We start from the raw sequence: 25,989 nt of genomic DNA, 5'->3' as shown, positions 1-25,989 counted from the left end.
CTAACCGATTATTTGCAAGCCTTAACACACTCCAATTTTCTCTTTCCCAATCTTTTCCACAAATGTAAAATCGCTCCCAAAATGCCGTTATTTTTCCTACTTTTGTATCCCGTACACAAACAATTGGTTTCGGCCTTAAAACCGCTAACCGGATTTCAAAAAAATCATGACTAAATACATTTTTGTTACGGGTGGAGTTACCTCATCGTTAGGAAAAGGCATTATTTCTGCCTCATTAGCTAAACTTTTACAGGCACGCGGCTATCGCGTAACCATCCAAAAATTCGATCCTTACATTAACATAGATCCGGGAACTTTAAACCCTTACGAACACGGCGAATGCTATGTTACCGAGGATGGTGCCGAAACCGACCTTGACCTTGGCCACTATGAGCGTTTCCTGAACACGCCAACATCAAAAGCCAACAATATTACCACCGGCCGTATCTACCAAAATGTCATCAACCGCGAACGCGAGGGTGCATTTCTTGGTAAAACCGTGCAGGTTGTACCACACATAACCGACGAGATAAAACGCAACATGCGTATCCTTGGCGAAACCGGCGATTACGATATTGTAATTACCGAGATTGGTGGTACCGTGGGCGATATCGAATCGTTACCGTTTGTAGAAGCTGTAAGGCAGTTTAAATGGGAAGCCGGCCCGGGCAACGCGCTGGTTATCCACCTAACGCTTATTCCTTTCCTTGCTGCAGCGGGCGAGCTGAAAACCAAACCTACCCAGCACTCGGTTAAGATGTTGCTGGAGTACGGCATCCAGCCGGATATATTGGTTTGCCGCACCGAGCACCATATTAATATGGATATCAGAAAAAAAATCGCATTATTTTGTAACGTTAACATCAACGCGGTTGTCGAATCGATGGATGCGTCAACAATTTATGATGTGCCTTTGCTAATGCTGAAAGAACAATTAGATAAAACAGTTTTAACCAAATTAAAGCTATCGCACAAAAACGAGCCTAACCTGGATAACTGGAAAGACTTTTTGGGCCGCTTAAAAAACCCAACATCCGAAGTAAAAATCGGCTTGGTTGGTAAATACGTGGAGCTGCCTGATGCTTATAAATCTATCATCGAATCGTTCATCCACGCGGGTGCTAAAAACGAGTGTAAGGTGCGTGTACAATATATCCCGTCGGAACAATTGACTATTGAGAACGCAGTTGACAAATTGCGTGGCCTGCATGGTGTGCTTGTTGCACCGGGCTTTGGCGAGCGTGGTTTTGAGGGTAAAATTGAAGCTATCCGTTATGTGCGCGAAAACAATATTCCGTTCTTCGGCATCTGTTTGGGTATGCAATGTTCGGTTGTGGAGTTTGGCCGTAACGTGCTTAATTTAAAAGATGCCAGCAGTACCGAAATGAACCCTGATACCCCTCACCCGGTTATCGCTATGATGGAAGACCAAAAAAATGTGATAAATAAAGGTGGTACCATGCGTTTAGGCGCTTACCCGTGCGATCTTAAAAAAGGCAGCAAGGCGGCTTTGGCTTACGGTAAAACACACATCAGCGAGCGCCACAGGCACCGTTACGAGTTTAACAACAGTTACTTAAAAGATTACGAGGCCGCAGGCTTAACCCCGTCTGGCATTAACCCGGATAACGGCTTGGTTGAGGTTGTGGAATTAAAAAACCACCCGTTTTTTGTGGGCGCGCAGTTTCACCCCGAATTAAAATCAACAGTTGCTAATCCGCATCCGCTTTTTATTAACTTTGTCGCCGCTTCGCTGGCTTACGCCCGCAAGAACTGATTAATAGTACGATACAATACATAATGGATAAAAATACGTTTACAGGGTTATTCCTGATCATGATTATTATGGGCGCTTCCATATATTTTATGAAACCTTCTGAAGCTGATATTAAAAAAGAACAGCTTACCGTTCATCTTGACTCGATCAAAAAAGGACTGATAAAAGACCCGGCTGCAAAAGCTGCCGTAAAAACCGCAACCAAACTTGATACCGCTAAAAAAGCAGGTGTTGTTGATTCGGCCGTTTTAAAAACACCTTTTGGCGCAGCTACTGTTGGCAGCGAGCAATTTGTAACCATCGAAAACAAAGAAATGCGCCTGAAGCTATCTACCAAAGGTGGCCGCATTTACTCTGCCGAGCTTAAAAACTACAAAACGTTCGATAAAAAACCATTAATATTATTTGATGGTAACGATAACAAGTTTGGCCTTGCCTTAAAAGCAGGCGACAGGACCTTAATCACCAACGACCTTTACTTTACGCCAAGCGGAACAGGTTTACAGGTGGCAGATAAAGATTCATCGTCTATCACTATGCGTTTAAGCTATAGCCCAACGCAGTATGTAGATTATATTTACTCGCTTAAAGGCACAGGCTTTAAAGTTGGGTTGAACATCAAATCTACCGGTTTAGAGCAAGTAGTATCTACCACGGGTGGTTATAACCTTAACTGGAGCGCAAGTTTGCCTAAAAAGGAAAAGGATATGACGCAGGAGCGCCAATACTCTACCGTGTATTACAAAAATACCGATAACGAGGTTGACTACCTGAGCGAAACCAAAGATGATAAAAAAGCTATTGTAGAAAAGAAAATGCAATGGGTTGCGTTCAAGCAACACTTCTTCTCTAACGTGCTGATCGCTAAAGAAGGCATCGCGAAGTCAGATTTTGAGGTTGCTACCGATGTTGCAGATACTGTAAATGTTAAACAGATGAAAGCCAACCTTACCCTTACGCCAAACGCGGCGGGTGCGGTACCTTTAGAGTTTTATTTTGGCCCTAACCGTTTCAATACTTTAAAGGATCAGGGTTACGACCTGCAAAAATTGGTTAACCTGGGCTGGGGGCCTTTAAAATACATCAACCAGTTTGCGGTATTACCATTGTTCAACTTTTTGAACAAATTTAATTGGAACTACGGTATCATCATTTTGATACTAACAATCGTACTAAAATTGGTTTTGGCGCCGCTTACATACAAGTCGTACCTTTCAATGGCGAAAATGCGTGTTTTAAAGCCGGAAATGGACGAAATAAAAGGCAAAGTTGGCGAAGATAACCCTACCCTTTTACAACAGGAGTACCTAAAGCTTTATAAAAAGGCCGGAGTGAACCCATTGGGTGGTTGTTTGCCATTGCTGATCCAGATGCCTATCGTGATCGCGTTCTTCCGTTTCTTCCCAAGCTTATTTGAGCTTAGGGGCGAGAGTTTCCTTTGGATGCACGATCTATCCACTTACGATGCGGTTATTACCTTTGCTAAAATCCCTTTCATTGGTAACCACATCAGTTTAATGTGTTTGTTGATGACGATATCTACATTGATATACACGTACTTCAACAATCAGATCTCGGGTGCTACCGGGCAGATGAAATACATAGGTTACATTACCCCTATCATTTTCCTGGCTACGCTTAACAGCTACCCATCTGGTTTGAACTACTACTACTTTTTGGCTAACATGCTAACCTTTTTACAGCAATACTTAATTAAGTTTATGGTTGATGATAAAAAGATTCACGCGCAGATCCAGGAGAACAAAAAAAAACCTGATGAACCTAACAAGAAAAAAACAGGCTTCGGTGCTAAATTCGAAGAAATGATGCGCCAGCAACAACAAGTGCAGGCGAAGAAAAAGTAAGGTGATTGGTTGATTAGAGATTAGTTGCCTTAAGAATATAGAAACCCATAGCCATAAAGCGCTATGGGTTTTTTGTTGAATTATTTTGACAACATTTTTAAATTTTTCCACATCCGCAACTAAAAATATTAGCAAAATTGTTTTACATTTGAACCATGTATGCAATTGTGGATATTGAGACGACGGGTGGGCATGCCAGCGCTAATGGCATTACCGAGATTGCTATATGCATCCACGATGGCAACAAAGTAACCCGCCGATTCGAGTCGCTGGTTAACCCGCAACGGGATATTCCGGTTTATATCCGTGCCTTAACAGGCATCACCAACGAAATGGTGCAGAAAGCGCCACTTTTTGAGGATGTGGCGCACGAGATCTACCACCTGCTTAAAGGCCAGATCTTTGTGGCCCACAACGTAAATTTCGATTATTCTTTCTTAAGATATCACCTGAATGCAGCTGGTTACGAACTGAATGCAAACAAGCTTTGCACAGTACGTTTAGGCCGTAAAATTATGCCGGGGCTGATGTCTTACAGCCTTGGTAAACTGTGCACCCATTTAGGCATCCAGAACAACAGCCGCCACCGTGCCATGGGCGATGCAGAGGCAACCGCGCAATTATTCAGCCTATATTTAAAAAGCGATACTTCAAATCATATTAGTGCGGCGTTAAAGCAAAATAGTAAAGAACAAGTACTACCTGCCAACCTGCCTAAAGCGGACATTGAAGCCTTACCGCCATCGCCGGGCATCTATTATTTCCATGATGAAAAAGGCAAAGTGGTTTATGTAGGCAAAGCCAAGAATATCAAAAAACGCGTTTGCAGTCACTTTACCGGCAATAATCCAAACCTGCAACGCCAGGAGTTTTTAAAGAACATTTATCGCATTAGTCACCAGGTTTGTGGAAACGAACTTATAGCACTGGTAACCGAGGCAGTAGAGATCAAACGGCTATGGCCAAAGTACAACCGTTCGCTAAAGCGGTTCGAGAATACCTTTGGCATTTATATGTACGAAGACCAGCGGGGTTACCTGCGCATGGCTGTAGATAAGCACCGCAAACACATGCCGACAGTTTATGCCTGCAACTCGCTTTACGAAGGGCGTAACCTGTTGCTTAACCTGATAGATACCTTCGGCCTATGCCCAAAACTTTGTTTTATTCAAAAGAACGACCAGCCATGCTCGGGTGCTAATGTTGGTACTTGCGCCTGCGAAGGGCACGAATTGCCCGAGGTTTATAACGACCGCATCCAGGGTGCTTTAGATGAATTGAAAAAAGTACTGCCAACCTTTGCTATCCGCGATGAAGGCCGCACCGATGATGAGCATAGCTGCATCCTGATAGAAGAGGGCCGCTTTTATGGTATGGGTTATATTTCCCATTACTATGATGTTGGCAACATCCAGGCGCTTAAGAACTACCTTACACCCTACCCGGGAAATGATTATATCCGCAATATTGTAACGGGTTATGCGGAAAGGTTCCCACAAAGAAAGGTTAGTTTTTCGGCGTAATGTTCGCCAAACGCTGGCAAAAGCTTTCAGCTTGTGCCTAAAAAAGTTCAGCTTTCAGCTAACTTAAGCTAAAAGCTTGCTGTAAATTCCCACACAAGTTACGCTACGCTAAACTTGCGCGGGTAAAATGATCCAAATGTTCACGTTCACGATTGTAAACACATGCGAGTATCTACATATCGCAAATAATCAGATATTTAAAAAATTAAATGCTGACAAAATTGCGCCACCACAGCTATCATTTATAATATTAATATACAAATCGCTCGAAAAGTAAAGTAAATTCTTTTTTGTCATCCTGATTGATAGCAAAAAATCTATTATTGAACTATCCTCTTCGTTTTGCATGTCGGCGATTAGATGCTTCACGATGTTCAGTATCACAATGTGGACAAACGCGTCTACCACATACTTTCCAAAGAGTTATTAAAAGCAGCAACATTTTCTTTCCAATTTCTCAAACAAATAAATTTCTAACAGGTTAATATATTATCATTTAAATATACAAAACCTATTATGGATAGCATTAACCAAAATCAACCTGAAGATAATTTTGAGAACCTGGAAGGCAACGAAGCTTGGAAAAAATTAAAAGAAATGGCCGAAGGCTCAAGCTGTTTTTTTTGCAGTAGCATTAAAACCGGCTTACCTTTCTCTACCCGCCCTATGTCGCCACAAAAAGTTGACGATAACGGCGACCTATGGTTCCTTAGCGCAAATGACAGCTACAAGAACGCGGAGATAGCAGTAGACCCAATGGTGCAGCTATTGTTCCAGGGATCAAAGTACTCTGATTTCCTTAACATTTACGGCATAGCCGAAATAAATGAGGACAAGGAAAAAATTAAAGAATTATGGGAACCGATCCTAAAAACTTGGTTTACCGAAGGTGTGGACGACCCGAGGATATCTGTCATTAAAGTATCGCCCACACAGGGATATTACTGGGATAACAAACACGGCAACGCCGTAGCATTTGTTAAACAACTGGTAGGAGCCGCTATTGGTAAAACACTTGATGACTCTATTGAAGGGAAACTGGAAATATAATAGAGGAAGCAAGAATTAAAGATACAAGAATCAAGACAGGAAATTTTTCCTGTACTGTCTTGTCTCTCGGTTCTTACAGTCCTTAATCCTTAAATTACTCCTGTTTTCTCCAGCTCCGCCTGCATTTGTTGTTGAATCTTTAAAGCTTCAGCGCGTGCGGCATCAGCAAAATCTTCGCCGTTACTTGCATATATGATCCCACGGGATGAGTTTACGATCAAGCCACAATCTTTGGTCATACCATATTGGCAAACATCCTCCAGGCTTCCACCTTGCGCGCCAACACCGGGTACCAGCAAGAAATTGTCTGGCGCGTATTTACGGATATTGGTAAACTCGGTGCTTTTGGTAGCGCCAACCACAAACATCAGCCTATCTGCACCTGCCCAGGTATTGGCTTTTTGGATCACAGTTTCATATAGCAAGCCGGTTTCAGTTTCCAGGTACTGAAAATCCTTACTCCCTATTGATGAGGTAAGCGCCAAAATGATCACCCATTTACCATCGTACTTTAAATACGGCGTAATACTGTCATTACCCATATATGGTGTAACGGTAATGGCATCAAAGCTCATACCTGATGTTTCTTCATTAAAAAAGGCTTTGGCGTAATTATCAGATGTATTGCCTATATCGCCGCGCTTAGCGTCAATAATGTTCAAAATATCCTTAGGAGTGTATTGCGCGGTGCTGATGAGGCTCTGCAATCCTTTCAATCCACGGCTCTCATAAAAGGCCGCATTTGGTTTGTAGGCGATACAAAGATCTTTAGTGGCATCAATAATGCGCTTATTAAATTCAAAAACAGGATCGGGGTATTGCAGCAGAAATTGAGGGATCTTATCTATGTCGGTATCAAGGCCAACGCATAAAAATGATTTTTTTTGTTTGATCTGTTCAATAAGCTGTGCGCGAGATATCATGTAGATTTTGAATTTATTATGGTTCGCAAAACTAAAAAATTAAAATCAACCCTTTATTTTTTTAATAAATTTGAATTTTAAGATAATTTCGTTAAAATTGCATTGTTCTCCTGAATTATTTCTTGCACTAAAGAAACAATTTCATCTCCACGTACTTTATTAGTTAATACATTACCTGGCCTTTAATTGCATAATCAGGGTTTCACAAAACAATTTTCATATACAAAATCCTTTTGAACTATAATTCATATCATGTCTGATACAATCGAATTGAACGACAAACTCGTTTCTGAGTTGCGCGAAATTGCTAAAAGTTTGGGTATTGCAGAAGCAGATGAGCTTAGAAAAGCATCATTGGTCACAAAAATAGTTGAACAACAGCAGCTAATAGAAGCCGCCAGAAACCAACATAATACTGTTGAAAACAACTACGCAGAAAAACCGGCTGCAGAAGAAGCCGCCCCAGATACCGAGAAAACACGCAAACGCATCCGCTCTGTAAAAACCAAAGATACCCCACGCATTGAGGTACCTTTAGATGATACCAATCTATTTGAGCAGGAAGAAGATGCCCAGCAGCAACTGGAAGACGAAGGCAATTCAATAAATGCCGAAGCAGCACCTGCTATTGAAGCTACCGAAGAGCAAACCGGTGAAAAACCCGAGCAAGCCGGCCAGCCCGAGCAACCTGCCACTGAAGGCCGCCCTCAAAAATTTGAGCGTCGCGCGCCGCAGCAGTCAAAAAACCAGGAGCCAGCTATAAATCTCGATTTTGATAACGTTATTGTTAACGAAGGAGTTTTAGAAATTATGCCTGATGGTTACGGTTTCCTGCGCTCGTCTGACTATAACTATTTGACTTCTCCCGATGATATTTACGTATCACAATCGCAAATAAAATTATTTGGCTTAAAAACAGGTGACACTGTTCGCGGTAGCATCCGCCCGCCAAAAGAAGGCGAAAAATATTTCCCGCTGGTACGTGTGGAAGCCATTAACGGCCGTATCCCGGCCGAAGTGCGCGACCGTGTACCCTTTGACCACTTAACGCCGCTTTTCCCGTCGGAGAAACTAAACTTGTTTACTGATGCAGGTAATTACTCTACCCGTATTATGGACTTGTTTTCGCCAATTGGTAAAGGCCAGCGTGGTTTAATTGTGGCGCAGCCAAAAACAGGTAAAACCATGTTGTTAAAGGATGTTGCCAACGCCATAGCCAAAAACCACCCGGAAGTTTACCTGATCATACTACTGATTGACGAACGCCCCGAGGAGGTTACCGATATGGCCCGTAGCGTACGCGCCGAAGTGGTTTCATCAACATTTGATGAGCCTGCAGAGCGCCACGTAAAAATTGCCAACATTGTGTTGGAAAAAGCAAAACGTATGGTTGAGTGTGGGCACGATGTAGTTATACTTTTGGATTCTATCACCCGTTTGGCACGTGCTTACAACACGGTAGCGCCTGCATCTGGTAAAATATTATCGGGTGGTGTTGATGCCAACGCACTACACAAACCGAAACGCTTTTTTGGTGCCGCCCGTAATATCGAGGATGGCGGTTCATTAACCATCATCGCGACAGCATTAACAGAAACCGGTTCTAAAATGGACGAGGTTATATTTGAAGAGTTTAAAGGTACAGGTAACATGGAGCTACAGCTGGATCGTAAACTATCTAACAAACGTATTTTCCCTGCTATCGATATTACCGCATCAAGCACCCGTCGAGACGACTTATTGCTTGACCGCGACACGCTGCAACGCATCTGGATACTTCGTAACCACCTTGCAGATATGAACTCGCAGGAATCAATGGAATTCTTACAGGCGCAAATTAGAGGCACCCGTACTAACGAAGAATTTTTGATATCAATGAATTCATAATATCTTTACACCCAAAGGAATTAATATTTAACAGAACGTTAATAACAACTCCTTTGGGTTTTTGTAAAATTTGTGATACCTTCATGATCATTATGAGGCGACGAGTAAAAAAACATCTTCCAAATGCTATAACGTGTGCAAACCTGTTCAGCGGCTGTGTAGGTATTGTTTTTACTTTCCAGGATAATCTTGTTTTTGCCGCCTATGCAATTTTCCTGGCAGCCATTTTTGATTTTTTCGACGGATTTGCCTCACGTGTTTTACAATCCTTTTCGGGCATAGGTAAGGATCTTGATTCCCTTGCAGATATGGTGAGCTTTGGCGTACTGCCCTCGGCCATTATGTACGAGCTATTGCTGCAAGCCCCACAAATACCGCATATAAGTGATTATCTGAATTTTATAGCGTTCCTGATCCCGGTATTTTCGGCACTAAGGCTCGCTAAGTTCAATACCGACACCCGCCAGGCCGAAAGTTTTATTGGCTTACCAACTCCCGCAAATGCAATCCTGATCGCCTCTATACCGTTGATATTAGAAAAATATAGCAGTATATCACACTACATACTTAACCCTTACGGTTTAACGCTATTTATTATTGTGATGTGTACACTGCTGGTTGCCGAGATCCCACTAATGTCGCTAAAGTTTAAGAACCGCGATCTGCATAAAAATTTTTATCGTTATATATTGCTGTTATTCTCGGCAATACTCATTCTATTTTTTAAATTTGCGGCAGTTCCGGTGATCATAGTTATGTACATCACCTTATCTTTAATTCAACTTAAATTTGCGGATGGTTCTGTAATAAGCGGCTCACAAAAACACAGTTAAGCCTTTATTATTTTACTATCCTCTTAACAAAAAAACCAATGAAAAAATTCCTGGCCGAAATTGATGTAATGCCGAAGAAAGAAATACTTGACCCACAAGGAAAAGCCGTAACCGGCAGCATGAAAAACCTGGGCTTATCTGAAATACAAAACGTACGGATAGGTAAACACATCACCCTCGAAATTGAAGCCGACAGCACCGAAACCGCCAACGCTAAAGTTGACCAAGCCTGCAAAAGTCTGTTAGCCAACCTTATTATGGAAAGCTACACCTTTACGGTTGAGGAAGTATAATTAAAGTCGAAAGTCTGTATTCTACATTCAAAAGTCTTTTTAAAGGTTACACAATATAACAGAAAGGGCAATCACATGGTGATTGCCCTTTCTGTTATATGACTTTTAACTGGAATACTTTCGACTCTACAAATTCGCTGCTTTTTCTTTCTTAATTTTCTCCAGTTCGATAAGATTGTTTTCTACCACTTCTTTAACGGCATTAAAATTGGCCTTTATTTCTTCGGGGTTTTCACCGCCGGCTTTGCAGGCCAGTTCAACAACTTGTATGTTAGCCTGGCTTTGTGGCATCCCAAAAAAGCCCAGGTTTGGTTTTAATTTATGTGCAGATTGTGCCGCAATAACCCAATCGCCGGCATTTATGGCATCAGTAATAGCCGTAATTAACTGAGGTGTTTGCTCCAGGAACATCCCGATAGAATCAACAATAAAATCGTCGCTGCCATCGGCAATTTCGTATAAAAACGACAGGTCAAGGTCTTGTGGGGGTAAGTTATCTGGCATCGTGCAAGTTTGTGAACTTAAATTTACACCTTTTTTACGGTCAAATCGTCGTTAAGGTTATTTTTTAACTCTAATATAGTTTTATTTAAAACAGGATGCACCAAATTGGGCGCTATCATTCCCAAAGGCTCTAAGGTAAACCTTCTGTTATGTAATTGTGGATGGGGCACAGTTAGATTTACATCTTTAATGATCTCATCCCCATAAAACAAAATATCGATATCAATCGTGCGGCTTCCCCATTTCTCTTCCCGCTTGCGCCCCAGCTCGATCTCAATGGCCAATATCTTTTCCAATACTTTTTGTGCCGATAAAACGGTTTGCAGCAATATAACCTGGTTTAAATAATCGGGGAGGTCCGTTTTTCCCCATGATTGTGTTTCGTAAACAGGCGAGGTTTGTTTTATAGGCGCTATCTCCTGCCCTATGCGCGATATTGCCCTGTGCAAAAACAAATTACGGTTGCCAAGGTTGCTGCCCAGCAGTAAAAAAACATTAATCATGTTGTAACAAATAGTGTGTACGAGGCTCTAAATAGTAAGCTAATTACTAAGTTTGCATATATAGATTATTTATAACAGTTAATGAAACAATTCTTCAAATTTGTATTCGCCACAATAGTAGGTTTTACCCTTATTTTCGTTATAGGGTTTGCAATTTTATTAGGAATAATTGCTGCAGCCAGTAGTGATAAGGCGGTAGATGTGGACGCCAATTCGGTGCTGCATATCAAATTTACAACCCCAATAAATGAGCGTACGCCAAATAACCCATTAGCAAATTTGAGTTTTTTGGGCCTCGATGGCGAAAAATCTATCGGCCTTAACGATATATTGGCAGGCATAAAAAAAGCCAAAACCGACGATAACATCAAAGGTGTTTTCCTGGATGAAAGCTACATGATGAGCGGCCAGGCCACAACCGAAGAGATCCGTAATGCGCTTATCGACTTTAAAAAATCTAAGAAATTTGTAATCGCTTATTCTGAAATTTACACCCAGGGGTTTTACTACCTGGCATCTGTTGCAGATAAAGTTTACATCAACCCAAAAGGCATTTTTGAGTTTAGGGGCTTTAGCTCCGAGATCACCTTCCTGAAAGGCGCACTGGATAAATTAGGCATCGAGGCACAGGTTATAAAAGTAGGCACTTACAAAAGCGCTGTAGAGCCTTACATCCTTACCAAAATGAGCGATGCTAACCGTTTGCAGGTTACTTCTTATTTAGGGTCGATGTATGATTATTTCCTTACGGGAATTGCTAAAAGCCGTAACATCAATAAAGATTCATTATTTAACTACGCCAACAGCGGCCTCATCCAACAACCGGAAGATGCCCTAAAATACAAACTAATTGATGGCTTAAAATATAAGGACGAGATCCTGAGCGACCTTAAAAGCCGCACCGGGAAATCTGAGAAAAAAGATATATCGAGCGTTGAACTTGCCGACTACCTAAAAAGCAGCACCAAAACAACAACCGACCCTGATGATGTATCTTCATCAAACCGTATAGCCATTGTTTACGCATCGGGCGAAATTAATGGCGGTGATGGCAACGATAACAGCATTGGGTCTGAAACCATCTCCAAAGCCTTGCGTAAAGTACGTATGGACGATAAAGTAAAAGCTGTTGTTTTGCGCGTAAACTCACCGGGTGGCAGTTCGCTGGCGTCTGACGTGATCTGGCGCGAGGTAATGCTCACCAAAAAAGTGAAACCCATTATTGTTTCGATGGGTGATGTTGCAGCATCAGGCGGTTATTATATAGCCTGCGCAGCCGATTCTATCATTGCCGAGCCAAATACCATTACAGGTTCCATCGGTATTTTTGCCATACTGCCCAACATGCAAAAACTATTTACCGATAAACTAGGCCTTAGTTTCGATGGCGTAAAAACCGGTAAATATGCCGATCTGGGTGATGTTAGTCGCCCGCTTACGCCGGAGGAAAGAGCTATCCTGCAAAATAGCGTAAACCGTGGTTACGACGATTTTACAAAAGCGGTAGCCGTGGGCCGTGGCAAAACACAAGCTTATATTAACAGCATTGGCCAGGGCCGCGTGTGGACAGGCACCCAGGCTTTAAAAATTGGTTTGGTAGACAGGTTGGGTAACATTAACGACGCTGTAGCTTCTGCCGCTAAAAAGGCAAAGGTTAAAGATTACAAGCTGGTATCCTACCCCGAGCAAAAAAGCATCTTCAACAAATTTGGCGAAGGTTTATCTGCCGAAGTTAAAGCTCATTTCGTACAATCCGAACTTGGCGACAACTATCGTTACTACGAACAAATAAAAGGCGTTACCAAAATGATGCGCAACCCGCAGGCACGCATGCCTTATGATGTGGTGATAAAATAATATTTTCGAGCTTATAGTGATGGTTCATGGTTGATGGTACGAAATGTGCTGTTGAAACTGTGAACCATTAACTATTATCTATGAAGTCTTCCTCCACTTTTGTATTTTTACCACATATCTAAATTATGGAGAACAAACCCATAGCGCGCACGCTTCGTTTATTGTCGCAATTGATGGAATTGAACGATATAAACCAGTTTAAAATAAAATCCATAGCTAATGCTGCCTTTAAGATAGATAAGTTACCTTTTCAGCTTGCGGGTAAATCACCTGCCGAGTTGGAAAATATCGACGGTATTGGCAAAAGTATCGCATCAAAAATTGTTGAACTGCTTGAAACTGGTACAATGACCGAACTGCAGGACATGCTCGACAAAACCCCCGAGGGTGTGGTAGAGATGATGAATATCAAAGGCATCGGTGCAAAAAAAGTAGCTATTATCTGGAAAGAGCTTGGCATCGAAAACGTTGGTGAGTTATACTACGCCTGTAACGAGAACCGCCTTATTGAAGCCAAAGGCTTCGGGTTAAAAACCCAGGACGAGATCAAGAAGGTGATCGAGTTCCGCATGGCGGGGAGTGGTAAGTTCCTTTATTCGCAGGTAGAGAAGGAAGTTAAAAACCTAATGGAAGAGATTAAAGGAATCTTTCCGGATGCGCTTAAACATGTAGCCGGCGAATTTCGCAGGCTTAACGAGATCATCAGCGAATTGGTTATAGTTGTAGGCAGCCTAAACCAGCAAGTAGCTTTTGACGCATTAGCAGAATTAGATACCTTACATAATGTTGTTTTAAACGGAACTCATATCTCCGCGGAACTAAAAAACGGCCTGCTGATTGATATTATCTGTGTTGATAAGGCAGACTACTATTACGAGCTGTTTGTAAATACCGGCACAACCGATCATGTGGAGGAAGTACTATCCCGCATCAACATCCCGCTGGAGCAGCCTGAAACCGAAGAAATCATCTATCAAAAAGCAGGCCTCGCCTGGATGCAACCCGAGTTGCGCGAAGGCACCGTTTTTATAGAGAAAGCGGCAGAAAATAAACTGCCAACACTGATAAGTTATCACGATTTAAAAGGAACGCTGCACAACCACAGCAACTGGAGCGATGGCGTAAATACGCTGGAAGAAATTGCGCTTTACTGCCGTGATGAGTTAAAACTGGAATACCTTGGCATCTGCGATCACAGCAAAAGCGCCTTTTATGCAAAAGGTTTAAGCATCGAGCGGGTATTACAGCAACAGCAAGAGATTGACCATACTAATAAAAAGATAACCGGTTTCCATATTTTTAAAGGTATCGAATCGGACATATTGAATGACGGCGCGCTGGATTACCCGGACGAGATCCTGAAAAAGTTTGATTTTATTGTGGCATCAATACACTCCAACCTAAAAATGAGTGAGGACAAAGCCACCACCCGTTTATTAAAAGCGATAGAAAACCCATATACCACTATATTAGGCCACCCTACCGGCAGGCTTTTGTTAAGCCGCAAAGGGTATGATATAGATTACAAAAAAGTAATTGACGCCTGCGCTGCCAACAATGTGGTGATAGAAATAAACGCCAACCCGGTAAGGCTGGATCTTGACTGGCGCTGGCACCAATATGCGCTGGATAAAGGCGTTATGCTATCTATAAACCCGGATGCGCACCGTAATAGCGGTTTCCACGATATGAAGTATGGTACAAATGTTGCCCGTAAAGGCGGTTTAACAAAAGAAATGTGCTTAAACGCGCTATCTTTAACCGAGATTACCAAAGTTTTTGAAAAGAAGAGAAAAGGGCAGTAAAGACAGAATTTGTCTGAACCTGAATTTTCAGAATGACCAGGTTTGAAGAAAGCAATGATTTAATGACCCAATGATACTAAAGAATGCTAACAGATAAAGTACGCGAACTTCAACAATCGGGCCCTACACCAAACATTTTGGTAATTGGCGACCTAATGATCGATCATTATATTATAGGTGATGCCACCAGGCTTTCGCCCGAGGCACCAGTGCCCATCGTGAACGTAAAAAAGGAATTTACTACACCGGGTGGTGCAGCTAATGTCGCTCAAAATTTATTGTCGCTTGGTGCTAAAATTTCTTTAGCTGGTATCACTGGTGATGATGCCGATGCGGTGCGATTAACCGATATTTTAGTTGAAGAAGGGATAAATGTAGATGGTATTTTTAAAGATATCACCCGCCCTACTACGGTAAAAACCCGTATAATGGCAGGCAGCCACCAGTTGGTGCGTGTAGACAGGGAGGTTACAAACCCGCTAAACGAAGCCCTGCAAGCCGAATTTTTTGAGCAGATAAAAACGGGTATTGCGCAAGCGGACATTGTTATATTTTCGGACTACAATAAGGGCTTATTTTCTGAAAGACTTACACAGCAACTTATTGATGAGGCCAACAACCAAGGTAAAAAAGTAGTAATTGATCCAAAGGGACTTAATTATGGTAAGTATAAAGGCGCTTACATCATCAAACCGAACCGCAAGGAACTTGCTGAAGCTGCCAAGACGGAAAAGATCACCAATATTGAAGAAGTACAGCAAGCAGCCCGCATCATCCTGAAACAAACCGGTGCGGAATACATTGTGGTAACCCTATCTGAACAAGGTATGGCGATCATTAGTGAGTTGACTTACAAACTGTTACCGGTAAAAGCTACATCCGTATTTGACGTGACCGGCGCAGGCGATACCGTTATTGCCACCATGGCTTACTTTATGGCCCAGGGAATGAATGTAGAAGAAGCCTGCGAATTGGCTAACCATGCTGCCGCCATTGTAATTAGGCAAACCGGCGCAGCAGTTACTACAGTTGATGAAATACTGGAAGACATTAGTGGCAGAAGTTAGATATTTGTGTCACAATAGCAATAGGGAAGAGATTAGATTTTAAATCTTAAAACTTGAGGTTACTTAAATTCAGAATTTAGAGCTTAAAATTTAAGATTTAATTTTAGCTTTAGGATTTAAAGTTTTAGAAATCAGGATTTAAAAGAGATGGTTATTGAAGAACTATACGAGCATCAAAAATTAATACAGCTGGTTATCCAGAACCTTACGGGTGATATAGAGGCGGCTTGCCTTACTATTGTATCTGTATTAAAAAATGGTAAAAAGGTACTAATCGCAGGCAACGGCGGCAGCGCTGCTGATGCGCAACATATTGCTGCTGAGCTTAGCGGCCGCTTTGTAAAAGAGCGTAAAGCATTGCCGGGCATAGCCTTAACGGTTGATACATCGGCACTTACGGCTATCGCTAACGATTATGGCTACAACCACGTGTTCTCGCGCCAGGTAGAGGCTTTGGCCCAACCCGGCGACTTGTTTATCGGGATCTCTACAAGCGGTAACAGCCAGGGAATTTTGAATGCATTTGAAACAGCTACTAAAATTGGCTGTAAAACGCTTGGTTTATCCGGCCGCGATGGTGGCAAAATGAATGGCATCTGCGATTTGAATATCATTGTTCCATCAGACATTACAGCAAGGATCCAGGAAATTCATATCCTTATCGGCCATATCCTGTGCAAGGCTGTGGATGATGCCTATTAATTTTCTTAGCTTTATAACATGCGCCACGATCTCGAAAAAACACTCCTCGGCAAAATTACTACCCTGCCCCAACTTATCGTAAGCATCGCTGCATGGAAAAGCGAAGGCAAAAAAGTGGTGTTTACCAACGGCGTATTCGATCTGTTGCATTTGGGGCATATTACCTACCTATCTAAAGCTGCCGAACTGGGCGATAAACTTATCATCGGCTTAAATGCGGATGCATCGGTAAAAAGATTAAAAGGCGAAACCCGCCCGGTAAATGATCAGAATAACCGTGCAGCGCTATTAGCGGCCCTGTTTTTTGTAGATGCCATAATATTGTTTGAAGAAGATACCCCACGCGAACTCATCACCCAACTGATGCCCGATGTATTGGTTAAAGGTGCTGATTATACGGTAGAAAATATTGCCGGTGCCAAAGAAGTATTAGCCAATGGCGGCGAAGTGAAAACCATTACATTGGTTGATGGCTATTCTTCTACTTCCATCATTAATAAAATACGGGCACAAACGGTAAGCTGATGAAAATATTGGTTATCCGGTTTAGCTCGATGGGTGATATTATATATACCACACCGGTTGTGCGATGTTTAAAAAAGCAGTTGCCGGATGCCGAAGTGCACTTTCTGACTAAACCAGCCTTTAAATATATTTACGATAATAACCCCTATGTTGATAAGCTGCTGCTGCTGAAACCAGCCCTTAGCAAAACCATAGCGGAGATCAAAGCAGAGGGGTATGATTATATTATAGACCTTCATAATAACCTGCGTACCGCTATAATCAAATTGCGTACGGGGATCAAATCATCCACTTATAAAAAGCAAACCATCCGTAAGTGGCTCAGCCTTAAGTTTAATTTGAAGCTGGTGCCACCTACGCATTTGGTGGATAGGTACCTAAAAGCAGTCCGATTTTTTGGCGTGACCAATGACGGTAAACCTATCGATTACTACATTAAACAAGATTACCAGCTACCTGCCCTGCTCCCGGCTTCCCACCAAAATTATGTAGCTTTTGTGATTGGCGCTACACATTTTACAAAGCGGATGCCCAACAAAAAGATCATCAACATTTGCAGGCAGATCAATTCGCCAATTATACTTTTGGGCGGTAACGATGTAAAAGCAAATGGCGACGAAATTGCCGCGGCTGTCGGCACAAATATTTATAATGCCTGCGGGGTTACCACGCTTGATGAATCGGTTTTCCTGGTATCGCAAGCCAAAAGCATTATTGGTTTTGATACCGGCCTTACCCACATTGCAGAAGCTTTCGACAGGCGCATCGTATCTATCTGGGGCGGCACCGTACCCAATCTTTTGGGCGTACAACCCTACATGGTTAAAGATGTTTTAGTAGCCGGGATTGACCTCAGCTGCCGTCCATGCTCGAAATTTGGACTTGAAAAATGCCCGCTCGGGCATTTCAAATGCATGCACGACATTCCCGAAGAAACTATCATAGCTTTTACAAACAATTAATTTAAACGAATAGTTTAGTTTAATTACTTATGTTTATCACAAAAAATAAATCTTATCACATGAAAAAATTATTACTATTACTTTGCTGCGGCTTCGCGGCATCAACAGCATTTGCCCAAAGGCCAACATTTGGTATAAAAGGCGGTGTGAATTTTGCAAAAACTGCGTTTTCAATCCCTGACAAAACTATATCTACCGGGTTTACTACAACATTCGCAGCTGGTTTATTTGCTGATTTTAAAGTTGGCAACAATGTTTCCATTCAGCCGGCATTAAATTACACAGGTAAAGGTGGCAAGTTATCCGATTTTGATAGCGAAGGCACAACGGTTGACATTAAAACTTATTATTTACAGGTTCCTGTAAATGTTGTATACCGTGTACCTGTAGCAATTGGCAACATTTATTTTGGAGCAGGCCCATACGTCGGTATCGGTTTATCTGGTAAAGGAAAGACTACTAGAAACGGTAATACTGAAAGCCAGGATGTTAAATTCGGCAGCGACGCACCAAATAAAAGAACCGAATATGGTTTAAATGGTATTACCGGCCTTGAATTTAAAAGCGGTTTTCTTATAGGCCTTAACTATGATTTGGGTTTAACAAATACCAATAACCTTGAGGGAACCGGAGTAGTTGCTAAAAACCGTGTATTCGGTCTTTCTGTAGGTTATAAATTCTAAGCAAAAACTTATATTGAAACAAAAAAAGAGGGACAAACGTTCCTCTTTTTTTGTTTGCACGCCATGAAAAAGTTATTGCTGATTCGCCACGCTAAGGCAACCCACGAAAGTGGCTTTGTTGATTTTGAACGCCCGTTAACCGATAAAGGTTTCCGGCAAGCCGAATTAATAGCCGCGCGATTGCAGGCGAACAGTATTCAACCGCAAATATTGGTAGCAAGCCCGGCCTTGCGTACCCTGTCTACCGCAAACGTTTTTATCCAGGTTTTAGGATTACAGCAAGCAATTACTGATAAGGCTATATACGATGCCAGCGAAAGTGCATTATTAAAAGTGATTGACGGTTTACCGAATGATAAAGATTTTATTGCCCTTGTGGGTCACAATCCGGGTATTAGCCAAGTGCTTTATTACCTAAGCGGGGCTATTAGGGAAATGCCCCCATGCTCGGTAGCGCTAATAGAATTTGAACCGGACACCTGGACAGAGATCTATGAAGCAACAGGAAAACTAAGCTTTTATGATACGCCGGGCTCCCTCTAAATCTCCCCCGGTAAGGGAGATTTTTTTATTTTAAGTCCTCCGTTCGGGGAGGGTTTGGGTGAGGCTGTTAATTCACCTTATACATTTTCCCGGGTAACGACCGGATGAAACCTTGCAACTCCATATCCAGCAAAGTCATAGCTAACTGGCTCATAGGCATATTGGCTTTTATCGACAGGTCATCAATTGCCAGGGGAAGTTTATTTTGTTGGATGATCTCGTAAACCGCGCGTTCTTCCGCAGATAAGTCAATTGGCAGTATTAATTGTTCAGGCGGGCTTGTAATATCACTATTTCTTTCCCAACCCAGGCTGTAGGCCAAATCGGCAACACAGGTAAGCAAGGCCGCTTTATTATTACGGATCAGGAAATTACACCCTTCAGAATACTCGTCTCCCAACCTGCCGGGGAAAGCAAACACATCACGGTTATAACTATTGGCGATCTCGGCAGTGATCAACGCGCCGCCTTTTAGTCCGGCTTCTACCACAATGGTAGCATCTGCCATGCCGGCAACAATACGGTTACGCGATGGGAAGTTCTCTCTGTTTGGCTTTGTGCCCGAAGGGTATTCTGTTAAAAGCCCGCCATTTTGCTGCATCTTTTCGGCAAGTGAACTATTTTGGGTCGGATACATCCTATCGTAACCATGCCCAAGTACACCAACCGTTGGCACATTTAGCGCCATACTTTCGCGGTGCGCGGCTGTATCAATACCAAGGGCAAGCCCGCTTACTATTAAAATATTATAATCCTGCAGTTCCTCAATTAGTTGCTTGCACAAATTACGGCCGTAATCAGTAGCGTTACGGGTGCCTACAATACTAATGATGCGATGATTATTAAGGTTGGCGTTACCTTTTGAATAGAGTAGCAGAGGCGAATCATGGCAGTTTTTTAGTTTTCGCGGGAAACGTGGATCGGTATAGTATAATACATCCACTTTGTTGTTTTCGATGAACTTCAACTCCTGCTCGGCCCTGCGCAGTGCCTCATTAAAGTCGGATAGTTCAAGTCTTTTCGCACCTACACCACGGGCTTGGGTTAAGGCCTCCTTCGATTTTTTGAATACTTCTTCGGCACCACCAAAGTGGCTTGCCATTGACCGGGCAAGCACCGGCCCTATTTTATTTACAAATGTTAAAGCAACCTGGTGTAGTAGAGACATGTATTTTTCTGAAGCCCTAAAATATATATTTTCCTAAAATAATTAGCATTTATAGGTGAAATAATTTATAGGCAGCCAATCCAACAGCCTTGTCATGGTGAGCCTGTCGAACCATTCGTCGCTTGTATGTGTCTACGAAGCGAACCGGTGCCAACCGGTAAAAAAGTGTATATAACCGCATCAGATTCATCTGTTGTACATATCAAAGGTGATGCATACGCTTTAAACAAGTGGGGAGCCGAAGCAAAAAAAGGCGTTATTGAACTATTTGGTAAATCATCAATCATCGTAAAGTAATTACCCCTTTACATAAATAACCTGCTTGGTTTCAAAAAACTCCTCCTCAAAGTAGTCTTTGAGATGATATTGCTGAACGGCTAAACCCGCTTCGGCAATTTCTTGTGTAAGATCACCCCCTTTTAAATATAGGATGCCGTTAGCCAGTTTATTGTTTGATTTTTTGCTGAATTTTCCCCTCACCCATGGGTAAAAATCTTTCAGCTGTGTAACCGCGCGCGAAATTACAAAATCAAACTGCAGTTTAATTTCTTCGGCACGGGCGTGGGTACCTTTAACATTCTTCAACCCTAAAGCGGCGGCAACTTCATTAACCACTTTTATTTTTTTGCCGATAGAATCTACCAAATGGAAGTTAGTCTCGGGGAACATAATAGCCAATGGTATCCCAGGGAAACCACCACCAGTGCCTACGTCCAGCACGTTTTCGCCGGGTAAAAAGGGCATTACTTTGGCTATGCCCAACGAGTGCAGCACGTGGCGCTCGTAAAGCAGGTCGATATCCTTACGGGATATTACGTTGATCTGGCTGTTCCAAAGGGTGTAAAGTTCCTGCAGCCGGGCAAACTGTGCTTGCTGTTCAGGAGTTAGGCCTGGAAAGTATTTGAGCAGGATATCAGATGTCATCCTTATTATGGCGGTTAATGACGTTACCTAACAGGTAGCGTGCCCTAAACAATTGGGCCTTAACGGTACCCAGAGGCAAGTCCAGCTGTTGTGCTATCTCCTCGTACGATAACTCGTCGAAGTAGCGCAGGGTGATCAGGTTACGGTAACGGATGGGTAAACTTTCTATCAGTAATTTAAGTTCTTCTGTCTGTTGTTTTTTGATTGACGACTCTTCGGGGTTCAGCACGTCCGATTTGATCTGCAACGGCTTTTCATCGCCATCCTCATCCAGCATCCCGTGTATCGATTGGGTATTCAGCTTTTTCTTGCGGATAAAATCTATACAGTTATTGGTAGCCACACGAAAAAGCCAGGTACTAAATGCATACTCAGGCTGGTATTTTTCCAGTTTTTCAAAGGCTTTGGCAAAGGTTTCAACCATAAGGTCGTTGGCATCCTCCTTGTTGTTCACCATCTTCAACACCATAAAGTAAATGGAATCTTTATAGCGGTGCATCAGGTCGGCATAAGCTTTCTGGCTGCCCTCCCTTGCCTTTACAACCAAGTGAAAATCGTTCTTCGCATTCTCGGTAAAATTCTTATTTATTTCCATCTGGTGGTTTTAATAAAGGTACCTATCAATCCAAACACATTTAAATATATGTAATATATCATATCAAAAAAGGGCAATGACCATACCAGATCACCGCAGGCCAATCGTTTAAATACCTTGCTATAAATAATTAACTGTAATGCTAACCTAAAAACCACTACGCCTATAGCCAACAGCGGCTCAAATTTGAATACCAGGCACAATATAAATAAAACATAAAATAAAAAGCCGCTAACCGCATCAAAACTAAGCGCGCGCCTGTGGATATTTTTATACAATTTACCTACGCCCATATGCCTTTTCTTTTGCCTGAACCAACCACCAAGGGTAGTTTTAGCATCGGTATAAATAAAAGTATCGGGGTGTATCTCAATTACTGTATTTTCCGGTGTGGAGTTTTGGTTTACAAAAAGGTCGTCATCGCCGGATATTACGTGCATGTGAGCGGCGAAACCCTTCGCCCCAAAAAATAAGCTTTTGGTATACGCCAGGTTACGGCCAATGCCCATGTAAGCATTACCACTAAGCGCTGCCGAGAGGTAGTTAAGAGCGGTCTTTAAGGTCTCGAACCTAATGAACGGGTTTAAGAAATTACCTGTACGGGTGTATGGCGAGTAGCCTAAAACGATCTGCGTGCTGCCGGTAAACTTGGCCGCCATACGGGTGATCCAATTTAGGGTAGCGGGCTTGCAATCGGCATCGGTAAACAAAAGATGCTCGTTTTTAGCCGCTTTGATACCCAGTGTTAGGGCGAACTTTTTACCGGTTTTAAAGCGAACATGTTCGGTAATGGTAACCACCTTAAGGTGTGCAAACTCGCGCTGTATATCCTGCAAAACCTCGTCAGAATTATCGCTCGAGCAATCGTTTATCACAACCACCTCGTAATCGGGATAATTTTGCTGTAGTATATAAGGTAAGTTTTGGGTAAGGTTGCGGGCCTCGTTACGGGCGCTGATGATAACGGAAATGGGCACGCTTGGCGCTGGTATAGCATTTTGCGGGCTATAGCGCATAAGCTTACTGTGATTACTAATGAGGTAATACAACTGCACAATAAAACATAACTGAAATAGAACAAATAATGCCTCTTGTATATAAGCTTCCAAACCCCTTAATAATAAGGTGCAAAGTTGATAAAAAAGGTTGTAATGTTGTAACGTTTTAAGGTTGAAATGTTAATATATTTAATATAAACCACTGCTTTTGAATTGTATTATTCCATAACCGCCAATTTCAGACCATCAATATCGATTATTTTGGTTATATTAGCATGTAGGCTGCTCAACTAATAACCAATCTTTAATTATGGCATTACCTGCGGCCCGGGCTTTACGCTCATACTGCGCAGGCCTTATCCGTTAGCCAACCTACGGTATCCGCTGCAATCCCTAACGCAAATCTGCTATCCAAGGAGAAACGAAGTATCGCGTGTCTGCAGATATTTTTAACGTAGAAACCCGATACTTCTCGTGTTTTGGAGATACAACAATTTTATTGCAATGGCTTCAGCCAACGGATAGCGAACATACATAAATAACTTTAGCCTAAATTAAGCATGAATATTTGGCTAAAGCCATCTAATATGTTTAACTATTCCGTCCTCTAAAAGAGATGGCAATAAAATCTAAATTATTTTGTTTTCGCAGGTTGCATATCGTGTACTTTACGTTGCCCCTTTACCACTTTGCATCTCCACATTTCTGTCACCTCATAACCCGCAAACTTTTGTTAATTTTGCTATTATAAATGAAATTTAATTTAACAGCACAAGATCCCCTTTCTAAAGCCCGCGCGGGCGAGCTGACTACAGACCACGGGGTTATACAAACGCCAATTTTTATGCCTGTTGGCACAGCCGGCACGGTAAAAGCAGTACACCAGCGCGAGCTGAAGGACGATATTAAGGCGCAAATCATATTAGGGAACACCTACCACCTATACTTAAGGCCGGGGTTAAACACCATTGAACAGGCCGGTGGCCTGCATAAATTTAACGGTTGGGAAGGCCCTATTTTAACGGATAGCGGCGGTTACCAAGTGTATTCGCTCACCGATGTTCGTAAGATAAAGGAAGAAGGCGTAACATTCCGGTCGCATATAGATGGGTCTAAACACCTTTTTACGCCCGAGAATGTGATGGATATACAACGCGTTATAGGTGCCGATATCATTATGGCATTTGATGAGTGTACGCCCTACCCCTGCGATTACAACTATGCCAAACGCTCTATAGAGATGACCCATCGCTGGCTTAAACGCTGCTGCGACCGCTTTGACACTACCGAACCTAAATACGGTTACAACCAAACGCTGTTCCCTATTGTACAGGGGTCGGTTTATAAGGATCTGCGGATGCGTTCCGCCGAGGTTATCGCGTCTTTTGAGCGCGAAGGAAACGCGATTGGCGGCCTCAGCGTAGGCGAACCGGCCGAAGAAATGTACGCCATGACCGAGGTAGTTTGTAACATACTGCCCGAGCATAAGCCACGTTACCTGATGGGTGTGGGCACGCCACTTAACCTGTTGGAAAACATTGCTTTAGGTATTGATATGTTTGATTGTGTAATGCCTACCCGCAACGCGCGAAACGGTATGCTGTTTACCAAAGAAGGCATCATAAACATTAAGAACGAAAAGTGGAAGAATGATTTTAGCCCTATTGAGGCCGATAGCGATCTTTTTGCCGATACCTGTTACAGCAAAGCATACCTGCGCCACCTCATACATAGCGGCGAAATGCTGGGCGCGCAGATAGCAACCCTGCATAACCTGCACTTTTACATATGGTTAGTTCAGGAAGCACGCAATAAAATCATTAGCGGTGAGTTTTACGACTGGAAGAAAGTTATGGTAACCCGTTTAGGCCAAAGATTGTAAATGAAGCGCTTTTTAGATAAGTATTTGACCATTATAGATTCCTTTATCATAAGGAAGTACCTGGGCACATTCGTGTTCACGCTGGGTATTTTTTTGGTGATATCGGTTGTGTTTGACGTATCAGAACACCTGGACAATTTCCTGGGGGATGCTACTACGATACATGATGTAATATTTATTTATTACGCCGGCTTTGTGCCATTTTATATGATGCTGCTATCTCCGCTGATCAACTTTTTGGCGGTAATTTTCTTCACGGCCAAGATGGCCAACCAGACCGAGATCGTTCCTATCCTGACCAGTAAGGCCAGTTTTTACCGGTTTATGAGGCCGTATCTAATCTCCGCATCACTTATATTTTCGGTTTCTTTGTTGCTGAATCTTTACGTTTTACCATACACCAACAAGCTAAAAGTAACATTTGAAGCCTCGCATTTCTTTAAAAACGACGATCCATCCAAGAGCGAAGTACACATACAACTGGATAAACGCACCTTTGTATACCTCCAAACTTATGACCCAAGCCTGCAAACAGGCTACAATTTTACCCTTGAAAAATTCGATGGGGATGAGTTAAAAGAGAAGCTTACTACCACCAGCATTAAGTTTGATTCGCTCAAAAACAGGTGGACTTTGAACACGCCAACCATCCGTTATGTGAACGGTTTAAAAGAGATTTTAAAACAAAACATGCCTTCTTTAGATACCGTTTTAGACATGCGCCCGGTAGACTTTGAAGCCCACGATAACGTGATCAGCAACATCTACGGAGCCATGAGTTTGTCTATTTTAAACAAAGGAATTGAGAAGGAAAAAACCCGCAGCACGGGTGTTATTGTAGATATGCAATTCGAAAAATACAGGCGTTTTGTAGAACCAATATCAACCTTTGTGCTCACTTGTATAGGCGTTGCCATCTCCTCCAGGAAGGTTCGCGGAGGGGTTGGGCTGCCACTTGGGATAGGGATTTTTATCTGCTTTACCTACATCGTGGTTAACAAATTCGCACTGGTTTTTGCCATTAAAGGAGGCTTCCCACCATTAATAGCAGTGCTTACACCCAGCTTAATTTTTGGCACCTTAGCCTATATCCTCATCATCAAAGCACCAAAGTAATCAA

25 protein-coding genes are annotated in these 25,989 nt (G+C 42.4%); 18 read left to right on the top strand and 7 right to left on the bottom strand.

Features of this window, described 5'->3' with window-relative positions:
• Positions 1–166 precede the first annotated feature (166 nt).
• From pyrG to NAF17_RS02645, 4 genes are all read left to right on the top strand, one after another.
• Entirely contained in the window at positions 167–1,777 is a 1,611-nt protein-coding gene (gene pyrG, locus NAF17_RS02660; RefSeq protein WP_252756432.1) for a CTP synthase, read from the top strand.
• 23 nt (positions 1,778–1,800) lie between these two features.
• Positions 1,801–3,642, top strand: coding sequence for a membrane protein insertase YidC (gene yidC / locus NAF17_RS02655; RefSeq protein ID WP_252756431.1), 1,842 nt, complete (start codon positions 1,801–1,803; stop codon positions 3,640–3,642).
• A gap of 155 nt (positions 3,643–3,797) precedes the next feature.
• A complete protein-coding gene (locus NAF17_RS02650) occupies positions 3,798–5,165 on the top strand; it encodes an exonuclease domain-containing protein (RefSeq protein WP_252756430.1) in 1,368 nt (455 codons plus the stop codon).
• Between the two features lie 516 nt (positions 5,166–5,681).
• A complete protein-coding gene (locus tag NAF17_RS02645; protein ID WP_252756429.1) occupies positions 5,682–6,215 on the top strand; it encodes a pyridoxamine 5'-phosphate oxidase family protein in 534 nt (177 codons plus the stop codon).
• Between the two features lie 89 nt (positions 6,216–6,304).
• On the opposite strand, the gene pyrF is transcribed toward NAF17_RS02645, so the two are convergent.
• Positions 6,305–7,135 carry an orotidine-5'-phosphate decarboxylase gene (gene pyrF, locus NAF17_RS02640; protein ID WP_252757470.1) on the bottom strand — a complete coding sequence of 277 codons (831 nt, stop codon included), beginning with the start codon at positions 7,133–7,135 and terminating at the stop codon, positions 6,305–6,307.
• 255 nt (positions 7,136–7,390) lie between these two features.
• On the opposite strand from pyrF, the gene rho reads away from it, so the two are divergent.
• From rho to purS, 3 genes are all read left to right on the top strand, one after another.
• Positions 7,391–9,025, top strand: coding sequence for a transcription termination factor Rho (gene rho / locus NAF17_RS02635; RefSeq protein WP_252756428.1), 1,635 nt, complete (start codon positions 7,391–7,393; stop codon positions 9,023–9,025).
• Positions 9,026–9,117: 92 nt separating this feature from the next.
• Positions 9,118–9,858, top strand: coding sequence for a CDP-diacylglycerol--serine O-phosphatidyltransferase (pssA, locus tag NAF17_RS02630; protein WP_252756427.1), 741 nt, complete (start codon positions 9,118–9,120; stop codon positions 9,856–9,858).
• Positions 9,859–9,896: 38 nt separating this feature from the next.
• Positions 9,897–10,151, top strand: coding sequence for a phosphoribosylformylglycinamidine synthase subunit PurS (gene purS / locus NAF17_RS02625; protein ID WP_252756426.1), 255 nt, complete (start codon positions 9,897–9,899; stop codon positions 10,149–10,151).
• 126 nt (positions 10,152–10,277) lie between these two features.
• On the opposite strand, the gene NAF17_RS02620 is transcribed toward purS, so the two are convergent.
• Positions 10,278–10,655, bottom strand: a complete 378-nt coding sequence (locus tag NAF17_RS02620) for an Hpt domain-containing protein (protein WP_252756425.1) — start codon at positions 10,653–10,655, stop codon at positions 10,278–10,280.
• Positions 10,656–10,678: 23 nt separating this feature from the next.
• Entirely contained in the window at positions 10,679–11,158 is a 480-nt protein-coding gene (folK, locus tag NAF17_RS02615; protein ID WP_252756424.1) for a 2-amino-4-hydroxy-6-hydroxymethyldihydropteridine diphosphokinase, read from the bottom strand.
• A gap of 81 nt (positions 11,159–11,239) precedes the next feature.
• Between folK and sppA the strand changes: the two genes are divergently transcribed.
• From sppA to NAF17_RS02575, 8 genes are all read left to right on the top strand, one after another.
• On the top strand, positions 11,240–13,015 hold the full coding sequence (sppA, locus tag NAF17_RS02610) for a signal peptide peptidase SppA (RefSeq protein ID WP_252756423.1): 1,776 nt from the start codon (positions 11,240–11,242) through the stop codon (positions 13,013–13,015).
• A gap of 125 nt (positions 13,016–13,140) precedes the next feature.
• The gene (locus tag NAF17_RS02605; protein ID WP_252756422.1) at positions 13,141–14,820 is read left to right on the top strand and encodes a DNA polymerase/3'-5' exonuclease PolX; all 1,680 of its coding nucleotides are present in this window, start codon (positions 13,141–13,143) and stop codon (positions 14,818–14,820) included.
• A gap of 83 nt (positions 14,821–14,903) precedes the next feature.
• Positions 14,904–15,887: a D-glycero-beta-D-manno-heptose-7-phosphate kinase gene (rfaE1, locus tag NAF17_RS02600; protein WP_252756421.1), complete on the top strand. Its 984-nt coding sequence runs from the start codon at positions 14,904–14,906 to the stop codon at positions 15,885–15,887.
• 147 nt (positions 15,888–16,034) lie between these two features.
• Entirely contained in the window at positions 16,035–16,589 is a 555-nt protein-coding gene (gene gmhA / locus NAF17_RS02595; protein WP_252756420.1) for a D-sedoheptulose 7-phosphate isomerase, read from the top strand.
• A gap of 18 nt (positions 16,590–16,607) precedes the next feature.
• A complete protein-coding gene (gene rfaE2, locus NAF17_RS02590; protein ID WP_252756419.1) occupies positions 16,608–17,114 on the top strand; it encodes a D-glycero-beta-D-manno-heptose 1-phosphate adenylyltransferase in 507 nt (168 codons plus the stop codon).
• Positions 17,114–18,076, top strand: coding sequence for a glycosyltransferase family 9 protein (locus tag NAF17_RS02585; protein WP_252756418.1), 963 nt, complete (start codon positions 17,114–17,116; stop codon positions 18,074–18,076). Before rfaE2 ends, NAF17_RS02585 begins: the two co-directional genes overlap by 1 nt.
• 59 nt (positions 18,077–18,135) lie before the next feature.
• Positions 18,136–18,759, top strand: a complete 624-nt coding sequence (locus NAF17_RS02580; protein ID WP_252756417.1) for a porin family protein — start codon at positions 18,136–18,138, stop codon at positions 18,757–18,759.
• Positions 18,760–18,822: 63 nt separating this feature from the next.
• On the top strand, positions 18,823–19,302 hold the full coding sequence (locus NAF17_RS02575; RefSeq protein ID WP_252756416.1) for a SixA phosphatase family protein: 480 nt from the start codon (positions 18,823–18,825) through the stop codon (positions 19,300–19,302).
• Positions 19,303–19,369: 67 nt separating this feature from the next.
• On the opposite strand, the gene dprA is transcribed toward NAF17_RS02575, so the two are convergent.
• Complete coding sequence (dprA, locus tag NAF17_RS02570) at positions 19,370–20,470, bottom strand: DNA-processing protein DprA (protein ID WP_252756415.1); 1,101 nt, start codon at positions 20,468–20,470, stop codon at positions 19,370–19,372.
• Positions 20,471–20,596: 126 nt separating this feature from the next.
• Between dprA and NAF17_RS02565 the strand changes: the two genes are divergently transcribed.
• Entirely contained in the window at positions 20,597–20,767 is a 171-nt protein-coding gene (locus NAF17_RS02565; RefSeq protein WP_252756414.1) for a hypothetical protein, read from the top strand.
• Here NAF17_RS02565 and rsmG read toward each other — a convergent pair whose 3' ends face one another.
• From rsmG to NAF17_RS02550, 3 genes are read right to left on the bottom strand one after another with little or no spacing between them, the layout of a single operon-like run.
• Positions 20,768–21,394, bottom strand: a complete 627-nt coding sequence (gene rsmG / locus NAF17_RS02560) for a 16S rRNA (guanine(527)-N(7))-methyltransferase RsmG (RefSeq protein WP_252756413.1) — start codon at positions 21,392–21,394, stop codon at positions 20,768–20,770.
• A complete protein-coding gene (locus NAF17_RS02555; protein ID WP_252756412.1) occupies positions 21,384–21,989 on the bottom strand; it encodes an RNA polymerase sigma factor in 606 nt (201 codons plus the stop codon). The genes rsmG and NAF17_RS02555 overlap by 11 nt, the downstream gene beginning before the upstream one ends.
• The gene (locus NAF17_RS02550) at positions 21,980–23,044 is read right to left on the bottom strand and encodes a glycosyltransferase (protein WP_502212826.1); all 1,065 of its coding nucleotides are present in this window, start codon (positions 23,042–23,044) and stop codon (positions 21,980–21,982) included. Before NAF17_RS02550 ends, NAF17_RS02555 begins: the two co-directional genes overlap by 10 nt.
• 694 nt (positions 23,045–23,738) lie before the next feature.
• On the opposite strand from NAF17_RS02550, the gene tgt reads away from it, so the two are divergent.
• Both tgt and NAF17_RS02540 read left to right on the top strand, forming a co-directional pair.
• Positions 23,739–24,869 carry a tRNA guanosine(34) transglycosylase Tgt gene (tgt, locus tag NAF17_RS02545; RefSeq protein WP_252756410.1) on the top strand — a complete coding sequence of 377 codons (1,131 nt, stop codon included), beginning with the start codon at positions 23,739–23,741 and terminating at the stop codon, positions 24,867–24,869.
• Complete coding sequence (locus NAF17_RS02540) at positions 24,870–25,985, top strand: LptF/LptG family permease (protein ID WP_252756409.1); 1,116 nt, start codon at positions 24,870–24,872, stop codon at positions 25,983–25,985.
• Positions 25,986–25,989: the final 4 nt, after the last annotated feature.

The sequence above is a fragment of the Mucilaginibacter aurantiaciroseus genome (assembly GCF_024055595.1).
Classification (GTDB): Bacteria; Bacteroidota; Bacteroidia; order Sphingobacteriales; family Sphingobacteriaceae; genus Mucilaginibacter; species Mucilaginibacter aurantiaciroseus.
Note: the sequence above shows the minus strand (reverse complement) of the source record. Positions and strands in the feature narration are given on the sequence as shown.

Excerpts from the sequence above, each read along its gene's own strand:
- NAF17_RS02605 (WP_252756422.1), top strand. The coding sequence starts at position 13,141 with ATGGAGAACAAACCCATAGCGCGCACGCTTCGTTTATTGTCGCAATTG.
- rho (WP_252756428.1), top strand. The coding sequence starts at position 7,391 with ATGTCTGATACAATCGAATTGAACGACAAACTCGTTTCTGAGTTGCGC.
- NAF17_RS02645 (WP_252756429.1), top strand. The coding sequence starts at position 5,682 with ATGGATAGCATTAACCAAAATCAACCTGAAGATAATTTTGAGAACCTG.
- rfaE2 (WP_252756419.1), top strand. The coding sequence starts at position 16,608 with ATGCGCCACGATCTCGAAAAAACACTCCTCGGCAAAATTACTACCCTG.
- NAF17_RS02650 (WP_252756430.1), top strand. The coding sequence starts at position 3,798 with ATGTATGCAATTGTGGATATTGAGACGACGGGTGGGCATGCCAGCGCT.
- yidC (WP_252756431.1), top strand. The coding sequence starts at position 1,801 with ATGGATAAAAATACGTTTACAGGGTTATTCCTGATCATGATTATTATG.
- pyrG (WP_252756432.1), top strand. The coding sequence starts at position 167 with ATGACTAAATACATTTTTGTTACGGGTGGAGTTACCTCATCGTTAGGA.
- NAF17_RS02585 (WP_252756418.1), top strand. The coding sequence starts at position 17,114 with ATGAAAATATTGGTTATCCGGTTTAGCTCGATGGGTGATATTATATAT.
- dprA (WP_252756415.1), bottom strand. The coding sequence starts at position 20,470 with ATGTCTCTACTACACCAGGTTGCTTTAACATTTGTAAATAAAATAGGG.
- folK (WP_252756424.1), bottom strand. The coding sequence starts at position 11,158 with ATGATTAATGTTTTTTTACTGCTGGGCAGCAACCTTGGCAACCGTAAT.
- purS (WP_252756426.1), top strand. The coding sequence starts at position 9,897 with ATGAAAAAATTCCTGGCCGAAATTGATGTAATGCCGAAGAAAGAAATA.
- NAF17_RS02540 (WP_252756409.1), top strand. The coding sequence starts at position 24,870 with ATGAAGCGCTTTTTAGATAAGTATTTGACCATTATAGATTCCTTTATC.
- gmhA (WP_252756420.1), top strand. The coding sequence starts at position 16,035 with ATGGTTATTGAAGAACTATACGAGCATCAAAAATTAATACAGCTGGTT.
- NAF17_RS02565 (WP_252756414.1), top strand. The coding sequence starts at position 20,597 with ATGTGTCTACGAAGCGAACCGGTGCCAACCGGTAAAAAAGTGTATATA.
- pssA (WP_252756427.1), top strand. The coding sequence starts at position 9,118 with ATGAGGCGACGAGTAAAAAAACATCTTCCAAATGCTATAACGTGTGCA.
- NAF17_RS02620 (WP_252756425.1), bottom strand. The coding sequence starts at position 10,655 with ATGCCAGATAACTTACCCCCACAAGACCTTGACCTGTCGTTTTTATAC.
- NAF17_RS02555 (WP_252756412.1), bottom strand. The coding sequence starts at position 21,989 with ATGGAAATAAATAAGAATTTTACCGAGAATGCGAAGAACGATTTTCAC.
- rfaE1 (WP_252756421.1), top strand. The coding sequence starts at position 14,904 with ATGCTAACAGATAAAGTACGCGAACTTCAACAATCGGGCCCTACACCA.
- rsmG (WP_252756413.1), bottom strand. The coding sequence starts at position 21,394 with ATGACATCTGATATCCTGCTCAAATACTTTCCAGGCCTAACTCCTGAA.
- tgt (WP_252756410.1), top strand. The coding sequence starts at position 23,739 with ATGAAATTTAATTTAACAGCACAAGATCCCCTTTCTAAAGCCCGCGCG.
- NAF17_RS02575 (WP_252756416.1), top strand. The coding sequence starts at position 18,823 with ATGAAAAAGTTATTGCTGATTCGCCACGCTAAGGCAACCCACGAAAGT.
- NAF17_RS02580 (WP_252756417.1), top strand. The coding sequence starts at position 18,136 with ATGAAAAAATTATTACTATTACTTTGCTGCGGCTTCGCGGCATCAACA.
- sppA (WP_252756423.1), top strand. The coding sequence starts at position 11,240 with ATGAAACAATTCTTCAAATTTGTATTCGCCACAATAGTAGGTTTTACC.